At 74.2% G+C, this 17,821-nt stretch carries 17 protein-coding genes; 7 read left to right on the top strand and 10 right to left on the bottom strand.

Annotated elements, in window-relative coordinates:
• Positions 1–115: 115 nt before the first annotated feature.
• Positions 116–2,104, top strand: a complete 1,989-nt coding sequence (locus AC07DA_RS04600) for a protein-arginine deiminase domain-containing protein (RefSeq protein WP_479124531.1) — start codon at positions 116–118, stop codon at positions 2,102–2,104.
• A gap of 76 nt (positions 2,105–2,180) precedes the next feature.
• Here AC07DA_RS04600 and AC07DA_RS04595 read toward each other — a convergent pair whose 3' ends face one another.
• Positions 2,181–3,413, bottom strand: coding sequence for a PP2C family protein-serine/threonine phosphatase (locus AC07DA_RS04595; protein WP_479124529.1), 1,233 nt, complete (start codon positions 3,411–3,413; stop codon positions 2,181–2,183).
• Positions 3,414–3,594: 181 nt separating this feature from the next.
• Positions 3,595–4,026, bottom strand: a complete 432-nt coding sequence (locus tag AC07DA_RS04590) for an STAS domain-containing protein (RefSeq protein ID WP_479124526.1) — start codon at positions 4,024–4,026, stop codon at positions 3,595–3,597.
• Between the two features lie 76 nt (positions 4,027–4,102).
• Between AC07DA_RS04590 and AC07DA_RS04585 the strand changes: the two genes are divergently transcribed.
• Positions 4,103–4,432, top strand: coding sequence for a helix-turn-helix transcriptional regulator (locus tag AC07DA_RS04585; RefSeq protein ID WP_479124524.1), 330 nt, complete (start codon positions 4,103–4,105; stop codon positions 4,430–4,432).
• 15 nt (positions 4,433–4,447) lie between these two features.
• On the opposite strand, the gene AC07DA_RS04580 is transcribed toward AC07DA_RS04585, so the two are convergent.
• Positions 4,448–5,857 (bottom strand): tannase/feruloyl esterase family alpha/beta hydrolase, encoded by a 1,410-nt coding sequence (locus AC07DA_RS04580; protein ID WP_479124522.1) that lies wholly within the window; start codon positions 5,855–5,857, stop codon positions 4,448–4,450.
• 345 nt (positions 5,858–6,202) lie between these two features.
• On the opposite strand from AC07DA_RS04580, the gene AC07DA_RS04575 reads away from it, so the two are divergent.
• Entirely contained in the window at positions 6,203–7,750 is a 1,548-nt protein-coding gene (locus AC07DA_RS04575) for an extracellular catalytic domain type 1 short-chain-length polyhydroxyalkanoate depolymerase (protein ID WP_479124520.1), read from the top strand.
• A gap of 38 nt (positions 7,751–7,788) precedes the next feature.
• Here the strand turns inward: AC07DA_RS04575 and AC07DA_RS04570 are convergent, their stop codons facing one another.
• From AC07DA_RS04570 to AC07DA_RS04555, 4 genes are all read right to left on the bottom strand, one after another.
• Positions 7,789–8,352, bottom strand: a complete 564-nt coding sequence (locus AC07DA_RS04570; RefSeq protein ID WP_479124518.1) for a snapalysin family zinc-dependent metalloprotease — start codon at positions 8,350–8,352, stop codon at positions 7,789–7,791.
• Positions 8,353–8,648: 296 nt separating this feature from the next.
• Entirely contained in the window at positions 8,649–10,724 is a 2,076-nt protein-coding gene (locus tag AC07DA_RS04565; RefSeq protein WP_479124516.1) for a glycosyltransferase family 2 protein, read from the bottom strand.
• A gap of 210 nt (positions 10,725–10,934) precedes the next feature.
• Positions 10,935–11,321, bottom strand: a complete 387-nt coding sequence (locus tag AC07DA_RS04560) for a nuclear transport factor 2 family protein (RefSeq protein ID WP_479124515.1) — start codon at positions 11,319–11,321, stop codon at positions 10,935–10,937.
• 379 nt (positions 11,322–11,700) lie between these two features.
• Positions 11,701–12,357 carry a maleylpyruvate isomerase family mycothiol-dependent enzyme gene (locus tag AC07DA_RS04555; protein WP_479124513.1) on the bottom strand — a complete coding sequence of 219 codons (657 nt, stop codon included), beginning with the start codon at positions 12,355–12,357 and terminating at the stop codon, positions 11,701–11,703.
• 102 nt (positions 12,358–12,459) lie between these two features.
• Between AC07DA_RS04555 and AC07DA_RS04550 the strand changes: the two genes are divergently transcribed.
• Together AC07DA_RS04550 and AC07DA_RS04545 are read left to right on the top strand one after the other, a co-directional pair.
• Positions 12,460–12,900 carry a MarR family winged helix-turn-helix transcriptional regulator gene (locus AC07DA_RS04550; RefSeq protein ID WP_479124511.1) on the top strand — a complete coding sequence of 147 codons (441 nt, stop codon included), beginning with the start codon at positions 12,460–12,462 and terminating at the stop codon, positions 12,898–12,900.
• Between the two features lie 193 nt (positions 12,901–13,093).
• Positions 13,094–13,804 carry a GAF and ANTAR domain-containing protein gene (locus AC07DA_RS04545; RefSeq protein ID WP_479124509.1) on the top strand — a complete coding sequence of 237 codons (711 nt, stop codon included), beginning with the start codon at positions 13,094–13,096 and terminating at the stop codon, positions 13,802–13,804.
• A gap of 59 nt (positions 13,805–13,863) precedes the next feature.
• Here the strand turns inward: AC07DA_RS04545 and AC07DA_RS04540 are convergent, their stop codons facing one another.
• Positions 13,864–14,478 carry a dihydrofolate reductase family protein gene (locus tag AC07DA_RS04540; protein WP_479124507.1) on the bottom strand — a complete coding sequence of 205 codons (615 nt, stop codon included), beginning with the start codon at positions 14,476–14,478 and terminating at the stop codon, positions 13,864–13,866.
• Between the two features lie 30 nt (positions 14,479–14,508).
• The gene (locus AC07DA_RS04535; protein WP_479124505.1) at positions 14,509–15,300 is read right to left on the bottom strand and encodes an SDR family NAD(P)-dependent oxidoreductase; all 792 of its coding nucleotides are present in this window, start codon (positions 15,298–15,300) and stop codon (positions 14,509–14,511) included.
• A 141-nt stretch (positions 15,301–15,441) separates the two neighbouring features.
• Here AC07DA_RS04535 and AC07DA_RS04530 point away from each other — a divergent pair, with 141 nt between their 5' ends.
• Positions 15,442–16,098 carry a LysE family translocator gene (locus AC07DA_RS04530; RefSeq protein ID WP_479124503.1) on the top strand — a complete coding sequence of 219 codons (657 nt, stop codon included), beginning with the start codon at positions 15,442–15,444 and terminating at the stop codon, positions 16,096–16,098.
• 67 nt (positions 16,099–16,165) lie between these two features.
• Positions 16,166–16,591 carry a DUF6003 family protein gene (locus tag AC07DA_RS04525; RefSeq protein ID WP_479124501.1) on the top strand — a complete coding sequence of 142 codons (426 nt, stop codon included), beginning with the start codon at positions 16,166–16,168 and terminating at the stop codon, positions 16,589–16,591.
• A 37-nt stretch (positions 16,592–16,628) separates the two neighbouring features.
• Here AC07DA_RS04525 and AC07DA_RS04520 read toward each other — a convergent pair whose 3' ends face one another.
• Positions 16,629–17,594, bottom strand: coding sequence for a YihY/virulence factor BrkB family protein (locus AC07DA_RS04520; RefSeq protein WP_479124500.1), 966 nt, complete (start codon positions 17,592–17,594; stop codon positions 16,629–16,631).
• Between the last annotated feature and the right edge of the window lie 227 nt (positions 17,595–17,821).

Genomic DNA, 17,821 nt, shown 5'->3' with positions numbered 1-17,821 from the left:
GCCGGGAAACCGGGGCCGGCCGAAGACGGACGACTCAACTCGCGTCCCACAGTGAACGCACAGCCACCGTCCTTCCTCTTGCAGGGCGAAAGCCCGCAACTGAGAGGAACGTGCTGTGCGTTCACGTACACGACGTATACGTCCGCGTCTTTACCCCGCCGGTTCGGTGGTGCTGGCCATCGCCGCCGCGGGGTCCGTCCTGGCCGGCCCGGCCGGCCCCGCGTCCGCCGCCGACGTGGCGGGACGTGCCGATCTGCGGGCGGATGTGAACCGCGACGGGCGGGTCGATGTCACCGGTGGCAGCGACAAGAACGGCGAGGACGGCTGGTCCGTCGAGCGCGGCGCCGTCTACCTGCCCAACATCGACGACGACGCCAGGCGGTGCCCCGTCACCGGGCCCGGCGGCAGACCGCTGTCCGACGCGAAGCTGGCCGCGTGCAACGACGGCTCCGACACGAAGGTCAACGGGACCGAGGACGCCGCCGACCTCGCCCGGATCCGTTCCGTGCCCCTGCCGGGCCTTCCCGCGGACGCCAAGGGCACGCTCAAGATCACCACGGGGGGCGACCGCGCGCGCCTCTTCCTCAAGCGCGCCGGCACCTGGGTGCTGGTGACGGCCCAGACCCGGCTGACCGCGGCCGAGTTGCGTGCCGGTGCGGAGTTCGGCGTGGAGGCCACCGACGTGGTCCGCAACCGAGCGAAGTGGGACGGCCGCGCGGTGGTCCGGCTGACGGTGACCTCCGGCGGGAAGTCCACCTCCGACGCCGTGACCCTGCGCGTCGCCCCTCTGCTGACCCACCATCACCTGCAGAACACCCAGCAGGTGATGGTGACCGAGGTCCAGGGGCAGGGCCCGTACAGCCGTCTGCAGCAGAAGTTCGTCGCCGAGCTCGCGAAGGAGGTCGAGCAGGCCGGGATCGGCACGCCGCTGGTCAAGTTCACCAAGTACGCCGACCCCTGGGCCCAGGACTTCGTCGAACCGGCCTACGTCAGCATGACCGGGCCGGGCGGCCGGCGGCACGTGATGCGCGTGATGCTGCGTTCCGCCCAGCCGGACCGGGACGCCGGCCGGGAGCTGTTCGAGAAGGTGCGCGGCCGCGACGTCGGTGTCGTGCAGGTCACCGACCGGGCGGAGCCCGACGACTGGTCGCTCAACTCCATGGGAAACCTGGAGACCATCCCGCCCTACACGCACAACGGCCGTTCCTACCCGGCCGGGCGGATCATCATGGGCGAGCGCAAGGACAGCGGGGCGCGGCCGTCGAAGGTGATGCGCACCCTGCTCGCGTCGCAGGGCCTGCAGGACCCGCTGCTGCTGGACACCTCCTGGCTGGGCGTGGGGCACGTCGACGAGTTCGTGCAGTTCCTGCCCGCCGACACCCCGCGCGGCTGGCGCATCGGCCTCGCCGACCCGCAGGCGGGGCTGCGGCTGCTGCGCGACGCCCAGCGCGACGGCCACGGCAGGACGAAGATGTTCTCCGTCCCCGGCCGCAGCGACAGCCCGGCGCCCAAGGAGACCATCGACCAGGCGCTCGCCTCCCGTCACCTGGTGGCCGACAACGAGATGGCGGCGCGGCGCATCGCCGCCAACCTGGAGGTCCTCAAGCGCGAGACGGGGATCACCGACGAGGAGGTCGTGCGGGTCCCCGCGCTGTACACCCGTGACTCGGAGGCCTTCACCGCCGAGGGACGGGAGGTTCCCGTGCCGCGCCTGACGCGCATGGGCGCCGGCTCCGGCCTGGTGGACAGCCTCGGTGACTTCGGCCAGCAGAAGTGGCTCGCCGAGAACCCGGCCACCGCGCGGGCGGCGGCCCCGGAGACGGTGACGACCAGCGCGTACGTGCCCGGCGCGGTCAACGGCGTGCTGCTGGCACGCGACCGCTACCTCGCCCCGCGCCAGTGGGGGCCGGTCATCGGCGGCAAGGACGTCTTCACCGAGGCCGTGACCGCCGCCTACCGGCAGGTGGGCATGAAGGTGTCGTACATCGACGACTGGTACACGTACCACCTCGGGATGGGCGAGGTGCACTGCGGCACCAACACCCTGCGCGACGCGACGGCCGCGTGGTGGCAGGGCCCGGCGGCACGTCGCGACGGCGCGTAGGCGGAGGGGAGTTCACCGGCCGGCTCGGCGGCACGGCGGTGGTGGCGTCCGTGGACCCCGCGTTTGGCGGCTGACCTCACCAGCGCTGTGCGGGCGCGTGGACGGCGAGGACGGCGGCGTCGTCGTCCACGCCGGGACCGAGCGCGTCGAGGAGGTCGCGGACGGCGGCGACGGCGTGCCGCGCGGTGGTCGGGGCCAGCGCCCGGACGAAGTCGAGGAGGGCGTCGTCACCGTAGCGGTCGCCGCCGCTCGCCCCGGTGTGCGCTTCGGTCAGGCCGTCGGTGTGCAGGAGCAGGGTGTCGCCGGGTGCGAGGCGGAAGGCGGTGGTGGCGATCGCGGCGTCGGGCAGGACGCCGACGAGCTGGCCCCCGGGGGTGGGCAGGAAGTCGGCCGTTCCGTCGGCGCGGAGGAGCAGCGCGGGCGGGTGGCCGCCGCTGGCCAGGGTGATGTGGAAGCCGCTGCCGTCGCTGTCGGGGGTGAGCAGGCCGAAGACGACGGTGCAGAACCGGGGATCGTCGGCGCTGGAGTACTCGTGGTGGAGGACGGTGTTGAGGTTGCTCAGCACGGCGGCCGGGTCGGGGTCGTAGACGGCCGCGGCGCGCAGGGTGTAGCGGGCCAGGGAGGTGACGGCTGCCGCGGTGGCGCCCTTGCCGCAGACGTCGCCGAGGAAGAGGCCCCAGGTGCCCGCGGCGAGGGGGAACAGGTCGTAGAAGTCGCCGCCGACCTCGTCCGCCGAGGCGATGTGGTAGTGGGCGGCCACGTCCAGGCCCGGCACGTTCTCCAGGGCCGGCGGCAGCAGCGTCGCCTGCAGGGTGGCGGCGAGCTGCTGGAGGCGTTTGCGTTCGCGCTCGGACTCCTGCCGGGCGCGCAGCAGCTCCTCCTCGTAGGAGCGGCGGTCGCGGGCGTCGAAGACGGTGGTGCGGATCAGCAGGGGCCGTCCCTCGCTGTCCCTCTTGACGGTCGAGGTCACCAGGACCGGCAGACGGCCGCCGTCGGCCGTCCTGAGCTCCAGCGCGATGCCGCTGATCTCGCCCTGCATGCGCAGCAGCGGCGCGAAGTGGGTCTCGTGGTACAGCCGGCCGCCGGGGGTGAGGAGGTCGGCGAAGGTCCTGCGGCCGACCAGGTCCGCGCGCCGGTGGCCGAGCCAGTCCAGCAGGGTGGCGTTGACCTTGGTGATCCTCCCGTCCAGCAGGGTGGACAGGAACCCGCACGGGGCGTGCTCGTACAGGTCCTCGGTACTGTCCTCCAGCAGGACCGGGAACGTCCCGTCGTCGTCGTAGGCCCGGCCGCCGCCGGTTCCGGGGGTCATCGGCGGGTCCCGAGGAGGGCGGTGACCGCCTCGACGGACGTCACCGGTCCCGGTTCCGGCTCACGGCAGGGCTCCAGCACGTCCTCCACGGTAGCCGTCCGGGCCGCGGGACCGCTTCCCGGTCCGGCAGGCGGGGTCCCGCACGCTGCCCGCGGGGGCGGGTGGCCGGCCGCGGACGCCCTTACGTCGCGGCGGCGTCCTCGACCGTGTCGCGCAGTTCCAGCAGGCCGTCGACGCCGGTGATCTCGCAGAGCCGCCGCACCGGGGGCGACGGCGCGACCACGCGCAGGGCGGTCGCCTGGTGGGTGAGGATCAGCAGGTTCAAAAACGTCGAGTCCGCGAACGTCACACCGGAGGCGTCCAGGATCACTTTCGGATGGTTGCGGGCGGCGGTCCCGAGCGCGTCGGCCAGGGGCCTGATCGAGTCCATGTCGTAGGCGCCGCGCGCGACGACGACCCGGGCCCCTCGCCGTCCGTACTGCAGCACCGCGGTTCCGGGTGCGGCGGTCCCGGCGGCCTGTTCCGGAAGGGACGCCCCACTGCTGCTCATCAGTGCCGGTCCGGCGGCTTCGTCCCAGGGCACCTCGGGCTCCTCCCTGCGGTTCTCCCTCACGGGAGCACGTCATCCATTGCCGGAAAAGTATGTCATGTATCTGTGTTCTGGCAACGCCCCCCTTAAAATGCCGAGCATGGTTGGAGTGCCCGAATCACACACCGGATGGACGTTCATCACCAGCCACGCGCGTGTCCTGGCGGCCATCGCCGACAACCCGAACGTCCGCATCCGCGAGATCGCCGCCCGCTGCCGGCTCACCGAGCGTGCCGTCTCGCGCATCATCTCCGACCTGGAGCGGGCCGGGTACCTGTCCCACACCCGTGAAGGGCGCACCAACACCTACCGCGTGGAGCCCGACAAGGTGCTGCGGCACCCGGCCGAGGCCGGCCTCCCGGTCGCGTCCCTGCTCTCCCTGCTGGTCCAGGACGAGACCGAACGCACCAGGAAGCCGGTAGCCCCCTGACGACGGCGGGTGCGATCAGCTCAGGGAGCAGCTGTTCGCCAGCGTCGCCGGGTCGGTCCCGGTGGGCCGGGCCACCGTGCGGGAGGCCGGTGGGCGGTCTCCTGAGACGAGCCACTTCTCCAGCGCCGCGAAGGCCGTCCGGTGGCACGGGGTGAGCGGGCGCAGGCGGTCCGGGTGGGTGTCGGCCAGGGCATCGGTATGGGTACCGCCCTCGACGCGGTAGTAGCGGTGCAGTGGGCCGCGGCCCGCCTCGCGCACCATGCGGGCGTAGACGTCGGAGTCCCGGCTGATCGGCAGCAGGACGTCCAGGGTGCCGTGCAGGGTGAGCAGCGGCTTGCCGATCCGCCCGGTCAGTCCGATCCTCTCCACGGCCCTCGCGACCTCGCCGGGCCTGGAGGCGTAGTCGTAGTCGGCGTCACAGGCCGGTGCGCCGGGCGCGCAGAACGGCGTGCCCGCCTCGGTCGGTCCGTCGAACGAGGGGTCCAGTTCCTCGCGGTAGACGCGCTGGGTCAGGTCCCAGTAGACCTGGTGGTGGTACGGCCAGAGGAACTCGGACCCGGGCGGGAAACCGGCGGCGTGCAGGGCCTCGCGCGCCGCACGGGCCCGGGCTCCCCCGGCGGCGTGATCGGGGTAGTGGCGCAGCGCCTGGGGCAGGAAGTGCAGGAGGGTGGGGCCGTCGGGCCGCCAGAGGGTGCCCTCCCAGTCCACTCCCCCGTCGTAGAGCTCGGGGTGGTTCTCCAGTTGCCAGCGCACCAGGTAGCCGCCGTTGGACATGCCGGTCACCAGCGTGCGGGCCGGCGGGCGGTGGTAGTGCCGGGCGGCCGTGGCCCGGGCGGCGCGGGTGAGCTGGGTGAGCCGGTCGTTCCACTCGGCGATGGCGTCTCCGGGCCGTGCGCCGTCCCGGTGGAAGGCGAGGCCGGTGTTTCCCTTGTCGGTGGCGGCGTAGGCGTAGCCGCGGGAGAGCACCCAGTCGGCGATGGCCCGGTCGTTGGCGTACTGCTCGCGGTTGCCGGGGGTGCCCGCGACCACCAGGCCGCCGTTCCACCGGTCGGGCAGGCGGATGACGAACTGGGCGTCGTGCCGCCAGCCGTGGTTGGTGTTGGTGGTGGAGGTGTCGGGGAAGTAGCCGTCGATCTGGACGCCGGGGACCTCGCTGGGGACGGCCAGGTCCTTCGGCGTGAGCCCGGCCCAGTCGGCCGGGTCGGTGTGTCCCGAGGCGATCGTGCCGGCCGTGGTCAGGTCCGCCAGGCACGCGGCCCGCTGGTGCTCGGCTCCCGGTACGCGCACGCGCGTGAGGTGTGCGGCGCAGCCCTCCGATGCCGCGGTGGCGGGCGCGGGGATGAGGGCGAGGGCGGCCAGCGCCAGGGTGGCCGCCGGCCACCGTCGTCGCCGGGAGCGGTCCAGGGGGTGGGTGGAAAGGCGCATGCGGTGCCTCCGCGGTCGCGGTGTGCGTACAGGGACGCGCGGGAGGTTAGGACGGCGATCGGCCGCGGCCTATGGGTCCGGCGACCACCTTCGACCGCCTCACCATGGGTGCCGGTGCCAGGCCGGTCACCGGGCGGGCGCCTGAGCTCTTCGCCGGTGCGGCCCTGCCCTACACGCACGAATACCGTCCGAGCCATAGAGCGCCGTCACACACATCCACGCCACACATGGCGGCCCGGCCCATGTCGACGCCGGCGGGAACGCCCCGATGATGCACGGCACGCCGGTCCCGGGGCTCTCGGGGGCGGCGACGCGCAGTGTTCCCCCCACCAGGAGGCCGTCGTCATGGGACAGTCGCACACCGCGTTCCGCCTCACCGGAAGCCGCCGCTCCGGCCGCCGACGGCGCCGGTGGGTCACCGCCGCCGCGGGGGCCCTGGCCCTGAGCGCGGGCCTGCTCACCGCCGGGCCTCCGGCATCCGCCCTGGAGCCCCGGACGGCTGCCGTGGAACCCCGGGCGGCCACCGCGGAACCCCGGACGGCCGCCGCCGGCCTCACCCAGGTCACCGGCTTCGGCAGCAACCCCGGCAACCTGTCGATGTACACGTATGTGCCCGACGGACTGCCGGCCGGCGCCCCGGTCGTCCTCGCCCTGCACGGCTGCACCCAGAGCGCCCAGGACTACTACGCGCACTCGGGGTGGCCCGAGTTGGCCGACGCGTACGGCTTCGCGCTGGTCCTCCCGCAGACGAGCGGTGCCAACAACGCCAACTCCTGCTTCAACTGGTTCGAGCCGGGCGACAGCGTCCGTGGTCAGGGCGAGGCCCTGTCGGTCCGGCAGATGGCCGGCACGGCCCTGTCGCTGTACGGCGGCGACCCCCGGCGGGTCCACATCACCGGCCTGTCCGCGGGCGGCGCCATGACCGCGAACCTGCTCGCCGCCTACCCCGAGGTGTTCGCGGGCGGGGCCGTCGCCTCCGGGCTGCCCGCGCGCTGCGCGAGCAGCGTGCCGGCGGCGTACACCTGCATGTACAGCCCGCCGGACCGGACTCCCGCGCAGTGGGGGGACCTGGTGCGCGCCGCCGCTCCCGCCGGTACGGGCTCCTGGCCGCGCGTCGCGATCTGGCAGGGCACCGCGGACACCACCGTCGTGCCCGCCAACGCCGGTGAGCTGCGCGACCAGTGGACCGACGTGTGGGGCATCGGCCAGACCCCCGCACGCACCGAGAGCCTGGGCGGGGGCACCTCGCGGAGCGTGTACGAGGACGCCTCGGGCCGTCCCGCCGTGGAGGTCTACACGGTCTCCGGTATGGGGCACGGGCTCGCGGTCGACCCGGGCAGCGGCCCCGGGCAGTGCGGCAGCACCGGCACCTACTACCTCGACACCATCTGTTCCAGTTACCACACCGCCCGGTTCTGGGGGCTCGACGCCGAGCAGGGCGGCGACGCCCTGCCGGCGCCCACGGGCCTGACGGTCACCCGGGCCACCGACTCCTCCGTCTCCCTGAGCTGGCAGCCGGTCGACGGCGCCGCCTCGTACCTCGTGCGCCGCGACGGCGCGAGGGCGGGCGCCACGACCTCGTCCTCCTACACCGACACCGGTCTGGACACGGGTACCACGTACCGCTACAGCGTGGTGGCCGTGGACCCCGCGGGCGCGGAAGGCCGCGTGTCCCCGGTGGTGGCCGCGACCACCACCGGCTTCACGCCCACCTGCCACACGGCCGCCAACTACGACCACACGGTCGCCGGGCGGGCCTACCAGAGCGGCGGCAACACCTACGCCAGGGGCTCCGGCCAGGCCATGGGGCTGTGGAACACGTTCATCCGGCACACCCTCAAACAGACCTCGCCTGGCTACTACGTGGTGGACGACACCGGCTGTCCGGGCTGAGCCGCGCGGTGCCGTCCACCGGTGGGCAGCGGTGAGCGTCAGTCCACGATGAGCTCGGCGCGGACCGCCGGGGCGTGCTCGGTGAGGGCGCCGCCGAAGTTGCCCTCGACCTCCGCCTTCTCCGCCGCGTTCGGATACGGGTTGGTGCACGCGGTGCCCGCGCTGGAGCCGGACATCAGACTGGAACACGGACCGGGCTTGCGGTCGGGCAGGCCCAGGATGTGGCCGAGTTCGTGGGACGAGATCCGGATCGTGTCGTAGCCCTGGTTCACGGCTTGGCGTCCGATGTAGACCGTGCCGTTGCCCAGGGTGGTGGGCAGGGCGCGCGGCCAGCCGTTGTCCGCCAGCACGCGTATGTTCGCGCGCTGCCCGGCGGCTACGGGCCGCAGTTCGACGGCGTCGACGCTCGCGTTCCAGACCGCCGCGCCCCGGTCGACGGCGGCCTTGAACTCGGCGGCGCCGGCGGCGTCGTAGGTCAGGACACGGGCGGCGAGGGGCGCGGCGGCCGGGCCGGGGGAGGCGGCCGCCGCCTGACCGCTCGTCAGGGACAGGGTGACCAGACAGGCGGCGGCCAGGCCTCCTGTCAGCGTACGCACGTGCATGATCGACCTCCTCGTGGGGGAAGGGCAGTCGTGCTCATGACATCCAGGGGTGACTGCCCCGTGGGCGCGGTGATGAATCCGTCAATGCGCACCGCCTTCGGGGCCGCGTGCCGGACAGGAAGCGCGGGAAGCGCGTCGCACGCGACGGCCTTGCGGGCACCGACGACCGCGCCGCTCCGGACGCGGAAGTCGCCCCCGTCGCGAACACCGGGACGGAGTGGGCGAAGAACCAGCCCGGCCGGAGTCACCGGTCCGAGGGGCTGTTCGGGCGGCGGGGCAGGGACGGACGGGCGGTGTCAGCCCCGGCGTCCGCGCAGGCGTCGCCGCAGGGCGGCCGTCAGCCGGACCGGCGCCACCCGCAGCACCAGCGTGCTTCGTGAATCCCGCGGGAGGGGCTTGGCGTAGTAGGGGCGGCCGAACCGGGACGCGCGGAACCAGCGGGTCCCGGTGAGTGTCCGCGGGGGCGGGACGGGAAGGCGGTGCTTCGGGTCGCCCGCTCCCCGGGTCGGGTCCGTGCGGAGGGTCAACGTCCACCGGCCCGGGGGCAGTTCCCTGACCGGCAGCCGGGCGGTGAACCCGGTCTGACCGCCGGCCGGTGTGTAGCGCAGGGGCACCTCCCGCGCCAGACCGGTGTCGTCCTCCGCTCGGAGCGTCATGGCGGTGGCGAGGCGGACGGCCTCGGCGCTCAGGCGTCCGCCGACGACGAGCGTGCCCCGGGCGGACGTGTCCCAGGCGACCTCGGTCACCTGGCAGGGCGGTGCGGCGGGCGTGGGCCGGATCTCCAGGGAGAGGTTGCCGTGCGGGGTGAGGAAGGGCCGTGCGGTGGTGGGAGTCCCTCCGGGCCGGGAGGCGCCGTGCAGCTCTCGCGGGGGTGGGTCCGTCCGGCCGCCGTCCTGGTCGTCGGTGCGGGCCTGCCGGACCCTGACGGTCCGGGCGACTCCGTCGGCGCGCACCTCCAGGTGCAGGTCCCACACTCCCGTGCCGAGCGGGGCGCCCGAGTCCACGGTGGCGAGGTCCAGGACGGCGGTGAAGGCCGCCGCCGGGTCCGTGTCACCGCCCCTGTGCGGGCCGGACCGTTGCGCGGCGGACCGGTGCGCGGCGGTGCCGACGCGCACGGGCAGGCGCAGGTCGGGGTGCGGGAAGCCGCGTGGCCGCAGGATCAGACGGGTGGTGGGCTCCAGGGGCCCGAGGGAATCGATGCGGGCGTGGCCGGACAGGCGGAGCCGGGCGCCGTCGCCGGTCCACGCCGCTTCGGTCAGGCCGTGGCGGACGGGCAGCCGGTCCGTGACGTCGAAGCAGGTGTCCGGGACCGCTTTCGCGGGGTCCCGGAAGAAGGGGTGCCGCCAGTAGACGTGCCCTTTGTCGACGAGGTGCCCGCGCGTCTCGTCCTGCTTGGCGTGCCGGACCACCGTCATGAGGTCCTCGTACCGGTCGGCGCGCAGGAGGTGGACGATCAGCCGGTCCGGCGGGGCGATCTGCTGGACCACCCCGTCGGTCGCGTAGCGCACGGCCCAGTCCCGGAACTGCGGGTAGAAGCGCTCCCGCGCCTCCCGCTCGTCCTCCCGGGGCAGCAGGGCCCGCAGCGGCCCGCACAGTTCCCACTCCACGTGGCGGCGCATGATCCGGTCCCGGCGCGGGCCGGGTTCGACGTAGCGGGCGACCGTCTCGAAACACAGCCGCGTGCCGTCCATGCGGTGGACGAGGTCGGCCGCGGTGCGGGTGAGGTTGTTGCCGTTCTGCCGGTTGCGCGAGTAGTAGCAGTCGTAGTCGGCGACCACGGAGATGCCGTTCGCGTTGAGGTAGGCCGCGGCGGTGAACGGCTTGTCCTCGCAGTTGCGGTAGGGCGGGAAGCGCAGCCCCAGCCGCTCGATCAGGGAGCGCCGGAACAGCTTCCAGCAGCCCAGGGTGCGGTAGGCGAGGGACGAGAAGACGTCGGTCCGGTGCTGGTTGTGCGAGAAGACGGCCGTGGGTACGGCCCGCCCGCCCACGGACACCATCTTGCCGAGGACGACGTCGGTACGGTTCTCGTCCGCCATGGCGACCATGCGGCGCAGGGCGTCGGGTCCCAGGTAGTCGTCGGAGTCGAGGAAGAAGACGTAGTCGCCGGTGGCCAGGTCGAGGCCGGTGTTGCGCGGGCCTCCGGCTCCCCCGCTGTTGGGCTGGTGCACCACGTGCAGGCGGGGACAGGCGCGGGCGAGCCGGTCCAGTTCGGCCGCGGTGCCGTCGGTGGAGCCGTCGTCGATCGCGAGGATCTCCAACCGCTCCAGGCCGAGGGTCTGCTCCATGGCGGAGGTGACGCACCTGGTCAGCTCCGGCATGGAGTTGTACGCGGGGATGATCACGCTGACGCGTGGCGGGGTGGTACTGAGCATGATCACTCCCAGGCCGGTGCTCTCCGGTGGTGGGGGCCGTCGGCTGCCGGCCGCTCTCCCGTGAGTCTCCGGCGGGGCGTGGGAGCGCCGCCCCGGGTGCGGGTGCTCGTTACGCCGTCGGGGGCGCGAACCACCGGTTCGGGCGTGCCGGGCGCCGGACCCCGGCGGTCCACCGCGGCACCCCCGCCGGCGCCCCCCGCGACGGCTCCGCTAGCCGGCCCGCGGCGGGACCGGAGTGGCCTGGTGGTAGTACAGCCGCCAGTCCGTCCCGTCACCCTGCCTGCGCCACAGCGAACTCCGGCGCGCCCGCCTGCCGTCGAGCAGGGTCTCGTACGTGAGGTGCACCAGCCCGGGGGCCAGGGAGACACCCGTGATGTCCGACGGCCGGTACCGGGGACCCTCCTCCTGGCTGCCCGCCATGTCCGGCAGCGCGGCGAGCAGCTGCTCGCGGGTCCAGCGCCGGCCGGAGGCGCCGACCTCGACGAACTCCGGGTCGAGCAGTTCCGCCGCCCGGGACCGCGACGCCCGCACGCGCGGGTCGACGAGCCGCAGTTCGGCCGCGATCGCCTGGTTCACCTCGTCCGTCTCACGCTCCATGCGCGCATGGTCACCGGGTTCACCCACCTGCCGCAACCCGGTTTCCAGCGCGTCCCCGGTGCCTGTGAGCGCGGAATCGAGGCGCCGGGTTCGGGACGGGCCGCGCGCGAGCTTCCCTCGCGCAGCCCGTGCTCAGCCGGTGGATCGCCGTCCTGGGACGAGAACACGGTCCGCGGCCCGCGCCGCGCCGGGGCCACCGCTCGGCCCTGGCGACCGGGCTGTCGCTCGCGCGCTCGGCGTCGTCCCGTGCGGGCGTTCGACGCGGCGTACGGCCCGCCGAGGGCGGCCGGGCCCTCGCGGGGAGCGGGAACCGGCTGCCACGGCCGGGCCGGGCCCTTACCGACGCGTCGGCCGGGAACCGGGCCGGGCGGCGGCCGTGTCACCGGGGAGTCGCGACCCCCGTCCACGGCTCCCCGGTGCGTTCGGCCCACTCCCGGGCCGCTTCCGGGCGGCCGGTGAGCAGCAGGAGCAGGGCCCCGATCGGGCCGCGGATCTCGGGGCCGGTCCCGCGCGCCCAGTCGATGTCGGTGGCGACGAGCCGGGCCTTGGGCAGGGGCCACGGGCGGGGCGGGAAGCGCATGGTCCACACCCGGTCGGCGGCGTCGCGGGCCGCGGCCCGGGGCATGGCGCGCGTCCGGCCCAGGGCGAGGGCGATGTCCTGGCCGTGGACCAGCAGGTCGAGGAGCGGTTCGTGGGGTGAGGTGGTGGGGGCCAGGCGCCGGGAGCCGACGATCGAGCGGAGGTTGGCGACGATCTCGGCGACGGGCCGGGCGGCCTCGCGCACCGCCGAGTCGCGGATCATCCGGTTCCAGTTCCCGCGCGCCCGCACCATCTCCCGTACGACCTGCCCGTACGAGAAACGCGCCGCGATGGTCAGGTGCGCGGCCACGTCCCGCACCCGCCAGTCCCCGCACCGCGTGGGCCTCTCCCACTCGTCGGGGCTCAGGCCCTCCAGCAGGTCGGCCAGGCTCGTCCGCTCCTGGTCGACGATCCGCCAGAGCTCGTCGGTGTCCAGCACTGCGCCCACGGTGACCACCCACTCAAGTGGTAAGATTCTCTGACCAAAGTAGTCAGGGAATCTGACCAATGTCAAGGAAGCGGGGCGAGAACCGACGATGGTGCGGGAAGTGGGCCGGGCATGGTGACGGAGAGCGAGCTCAACACCGGGGTGCTCCTGTTCCTGCCCTACCGGGCGCTGGAGAACCGCGTCTTCGCCGCGCTGGCCGAGGCCGGTTTCGACGACTTCACGCCCGCCCAGGCCCGGGTCATGCAGCGCATCGGCCCCCACGGCACACGCCTCACCGAGCTGGCCGAGCAGGCCCAGATCACCAAGCAGACCGCGGGCTTCCTCGTCGACCAGCTGGAGAAGTCGGGGTACGTCACCCGGGTGCCCGACCCGACCGACAAGCGGGCCCGGCTGGTGTGCGGCGCGGAGAAGGCCCGGGCGGCCAAGGAGGTCGCCGACGCGGTGGTCGCGGAGGTGGAGAGGGAGTGGGAGGAGCACCTCGGGAAGCGGCGGATGAGACAGCTGCGGGAGGCCCTGACCCTGCTGCGGGAGATCACGGACCCCTGGGCCTAGAGGTCCGCCGGTGGTCGCCTCCCGCACGGGGTGGCCCGGGGCCGGTGATCCCGGGCGGCGCCCGCCCGTGCGGCGGGCCGTCCACCCCGGTGCCGTGTGCGGCGTTCCGGCGGCATCCCCCCGCCCGGGGCGGGTACTTCGCTCGCATGGTCCTTCATGAGCACGAGCGGTTCCCGGCACACGGGGAGACCGGATGACGGCCGCGGACAAGGCGGCACGGATGGTCGCGGAAGCCGCGGCGAACGCGCCCGTCGAAGAGGTGCCGCGACGGGTGTGCGAGGCGGTGTGCGAAGGGCTCGGCATGGACGGGGCCACCCTCTCGCTGCTCACCGACACCCCGTCCCGGCAGTTGCTGGCCGCGTCCGACGAGGCCGCTCTGACACTGGAGGACATCCAGTTCACGCTGCTGGAGGGGCCCTGCGTCAGCGCCGCACGCACCGGCGAAGCCGTGGCGGTCCACGACCTGCGCCGGGAGCTGACACCCTGGCCCCTGTTCGGGGCGACCGTGCGCGAGAGACTGCCCCGGGTCGCGTCCGTGTACGCCCTGCCCCTCTTCTTCGGCGACTACGTGCTCGGCACCGTCGACCTGCTGGCGCTGCGGCCCCACGCGCTCGGTGAGGAGGCGCTGGCCCAGGCGTCCCAGGTGGCCGACGCGGTGACGGCCGCGCTCATGACGACCCGCGAGATGCTCCTCACCGGCTCGCGGGCGCCGGACTGGGAACCGCAGGACGTCGTCCGCGCGCACTGGTTCGACACCGCGCGTGCCGTCGGCGCCCTGGTGACGCGGCGCGGGATCAGCCAGGAGGACGCGCTGGCCCTGATGCGCGCCGAGGCCTTCCGCACCGGCAGGCCGCTGGCGGACATCACCACGGACATCCTGCGCGAACCGCCCGGTCGGCCGTAGGCGGTGGGCGGTGCGGACCGGCCGCCCGGGCCGGGGCTTCGCGGGCGGCGCGCTCCCCGTCACAGGACGTCGTAGGTCAGGTGCGTGGCCGTCGTCGTCGCGACGACGCCGCGCCGCACCAGGGCGCGGGGGGTCATGCCGGTGAACAGGGGCGTCCCGTCGCCCAGCACGACGGGGGCGAGGTGCAGGGACAGCGTGTCGACCAGGGCGGACCGCAGGGCCGCGGCGATCGTGGCGGCGCCCCCCATGACGACGACGTCGAGGTCCTCGCCGCTGCGTGACGACGCCTCCTCGGCGCGCCGGCGCGCCACGGCGACGGCGTCGGCCACGCCGGTGGTGACGAACGTCCAGTCGAGGTCGGTCAGCCGCACGGACGAAGGCGGTGAGCTCGTCACGACGACGAACGCGGGCCGGCCGACCTCACCCGCGCCGTAGCCGGTGGTGTCGTCCCAGCCGTGCGGCCCGTCGACCACGTCGAAGAGCCGGCGCCCGAGGACGACGGCGCCCGAGCGGGCCGTGGCCTCGCTCAGGACCCGCCGGTCGTCCGGGTCGTCGGAGAACGCCCAGGTGTGCAGGGCCTCGCCGCCGGTGCCCAGGCCGTTGCCGGGGCCGGGGTCGGGGCCGGTGACGAAACCGTCGAGGGAGACCGAGATGTCGGCGACGATGCGTGTCATACCGGGGCGGACCCGATCCGCCACCGGAACTCATCGCTCAGCCCGCAGCGCCCGGTGGAAACCGGTGCTGACGGCGGTGAGGCCGCCGTCGACGACGAGGGTGGTGCCGGTGATCCAGGAGGCGTCGGACGAGGCGAGGAACGCGACGGCCGCCGCGATGTCCTCCGGCTCGCCGACCCGGCCGAGCGGGTACAGCCCGCGTACCGCTTCGAGGTCCTCGTTACGGCCCTCCCAGGCACTGGTGCGCACGGTGCCCGGCGCGACCAGGTTGACACGGACGCCACGGGCGGCGGCGTGGCCCGCCAGCGTGCGGGTGAGGGAGCCCAGACCGGCCTTGGCCGCGCTGTAGGCGTGGTTGCCGAAGTCCTGCAGGCCGTTGACCGACCCGATGGAGACGATCGCGCCCCGGCCGGAGGCGGCCAGGTGCGGCAGGGCGGCGCGGCAGCAGCGGTACGCGCCGGTCAGGGTGACGTCCAGGTCGCGGGCCCACGACTCGTCCGGTTCGTCCTCGAAGAGGGGCGCGTCGGGCGAGCAGTGGGCGGCGCAGTTGACCAGCGCGTCGAGTGAGCCGAAGGCGTCCACGGCGTGGGTGACGGCGGCCTCGACGGCCTCCCGGTCGGCCACGTCGCACGCGATCCCCTCGGCGTGCAGCCCCGCCTCGCGCAGTGCCCGCGCGGTCCGCGTCGCCTCGGCCGCGTCCCGGTCGGCCACCAGGACCCGCGCTCCCTCCCGTGCCAGCCGCCGCGCGGTGGCGGCGCCGATGCCGCGGGCCCCACCGGTGACCAGTACCCCGTACCCCTCGAAACGCCTGGTGTCCGTCATGCGCCGACCGTACAAGCCGGTGTGCGGTGCCCGAGACCGTCCGGACTGTCGTGGGAGGTGTGCGCGGCATCTTGCTGCCCAGTGCGGCATCGGGGTACCCGGCCGGGCCGTCACCTCACGGGCGGCGAGCGGAGGCTTCGGATGACGGTCGATCTGGTCGGTTTCCTCGGTGTGGTGCTGATCGCCTATGTGGTGCCCGGCCCCGACTTCCTCGTCGTCGTCAGATCCGCGGCCGAGGACCCCGCCAAGGGCAGGGCCGCTGCCCTGGGTGCCCAGACGGGGCTGTGTGTGCACATGCTGGCCGCTGCCGCCGGGCTGTCGGCGATCGCCACGCGCTCGCCACTGGCGTTCGACGGGATCCGGCTGCTGGGCGCGGCCTACCTCGTCTTCCTCGGCGTACGGGCCGTCCTGGCGGCCCGCCGTGCCGCACGGGAGCGCGCCCGGAGGCCCGGGCCTGCGGAGCAGGCGTCCGCCGCGGCCCGGGCGGACGGGGCAGGACCGGGGCGCCTGCGGGAGGGCTTCGCGCAGGGGTTCCTCACCAACGTGCTCAACCCCAAGGCCGCGCTGTTCTTCCTGAGCGTGCTGCCGCAGTTCGTCGACGGCGGCGGTTCCGTGACGCGCCAGATCTTCCTGCTGGGCGTCCTGGACGTGCTGATCGGCGTCGGGTACTGGTTCGCCCTCGTGCTCGTCGCCGCGCGCCTGCGCGCGCTGCTCGCCAGGCCGGTGGTCCGGCACCGCTGGGAGCTGGGCACCGGCTGGCTGTTCATCGCCATCGGCGTGTCGGTGGCCGCCGCGTGACCGGGCGGTATTCCGGGCACCGCGGGGTAAAGGGACGTCGATCAGATTACGTTGGAAGGAGCCGAGGATGACCGACGACGCCTACCTGTTCCTGCTGGACGACCCGTCCGTGCCGCTCGGGGTGGCCCCCGCCGCCGTCGGTGACCTCGCGTGCATGGAGACGCCGGCGGTGCGGGCCTGGCTGGACGCCCACGGCGCCGTGCCGACCTCCCCGCAGCTGCGCCTGCTGCCGCCGGAGGAGACGGCGGCCGTGCCCGAGGAGGCGGAGCGGCTGCCCGTGCCGCTGAGCGACGAGGAGTTGAGCCGAGTACGTCACCGGATGGCTCCGGAGTCGCTCGCCGGGATCGAGGAGGAGCTGCTGGCCTACCGCGACTGCGCGGACGGCCGGGACGGTCTGATCGGGCGGGCGCTGGCCGCCGGAGTGCCCCCGCACCGCGTGGTCGAGCTGACCGGCGTGGACCCCGCCACGGTGACCGCGGCGGCGGGCCGCTGAAGCCGGGGCCCGGCGAGCGGCCCTCGCCGGTCGCCTCTCACCTGCCCGGCCCGGGATCCGGCCGGACGGCGGAGGTGATGCCGGCGCGGGCCGCTTCCAGCTGGGCGGCGAAGGCGATGCCGAGGAAGAGGGCCACGGCGGTGAGGTTGGCCCACAGCAGCAGGGCGATGAACGCGGTGAGCGGCCCGTACACGGCACCGAAGGCGCCGCTCTCCTCCACGTAGAGCGCGAGCAGCCAGGTGGCCGACACCCACAGCAGCAGGTGGACGGCCGAGCCGAAGGCCAGCCAGGTGTAGCCGGGCTGGACGCGGCGGGGGGACCAGCGGAAGATCACGGCGGAGGCGATCCAGGCGAGCGCGAGCCCCACGGGGATGTCGAGCACGCCCCACCAGGGCAGGCCGCCGTCCTTCCAGCCGGCCGTGTCCGCCACCGCGTCGCCCACGGCCTCGCCGGCGACGAGGACGACGAAGCCGAGCACCAGGGGCAGCCCGGCGGCCAGCGCGAGCAGGACGGCCCGCCCGTACTTGCGCGGGAAGGGCCGGTCGCGTTCGATGCCGTAGATGCGGTTGGCTCCGCGCTCGATCTGGGCCATCGCCGAGGCGAGGTTGAGCAGGGCGAAGCCGAGGCCGAGCCAGAGTGCCAGGGTGCCCCAGACGTCGCCGTGGGCGGTGCGCCGCGTCCCGTCGAACGCGTCCTGGACGATCTCCGCGCTGGCGCCCGGCACGATCCGGCCGAGGGTGAGTTCGACGACCCGGCCCACGCCCTCGGTGTGCACGGACGTGGCGAGTCCGACGAGCGCCACGGTGCAGGGGACGAGCCCGAGCACCACCTGGAAGGCGAGGGCCCGCGCGTTGGTGAACCCGTCGGCGTAACGGAAGCGGGCGAAGGAGTCGGTCAGCAGCCGCAGTCCCCCGTAGTGGCGCAGCGCGGTGAACGCCTCGTCGCCGGAGAGCTCCTCCCCGATCATGTCCCGGGTCTGGGGGACGTGGACGGCTGTACCCATGGTGTGGACGCTCCCTCGTCGTACGGCTGTTCCCTGTCCGGTTGCCCCGTGAGGCTTCCCGTGCGACCTCGGAGTTTCCACCACCTCACGGGCCGGACTCCGTACGCGCCCCGTTCCGCGTGTCCCCCCGGCAGGGGGGGGGGGGGGGGGGGGGGGGGGGGGGGGGCCCGGGGGGGGGGGGGGGGGGGGGGGGGGGGGGGGGGGGGGGGGGGGGGGGGGGGGGTAGG

It is taken from the genome of Streptomyces sp. NPDC044921 (assembly GCF_056432865.1).
Note: the sequence above shows the minus strand (reverse complement) of the source record. Positions and strands in the feature narration are given on the sequence as shown.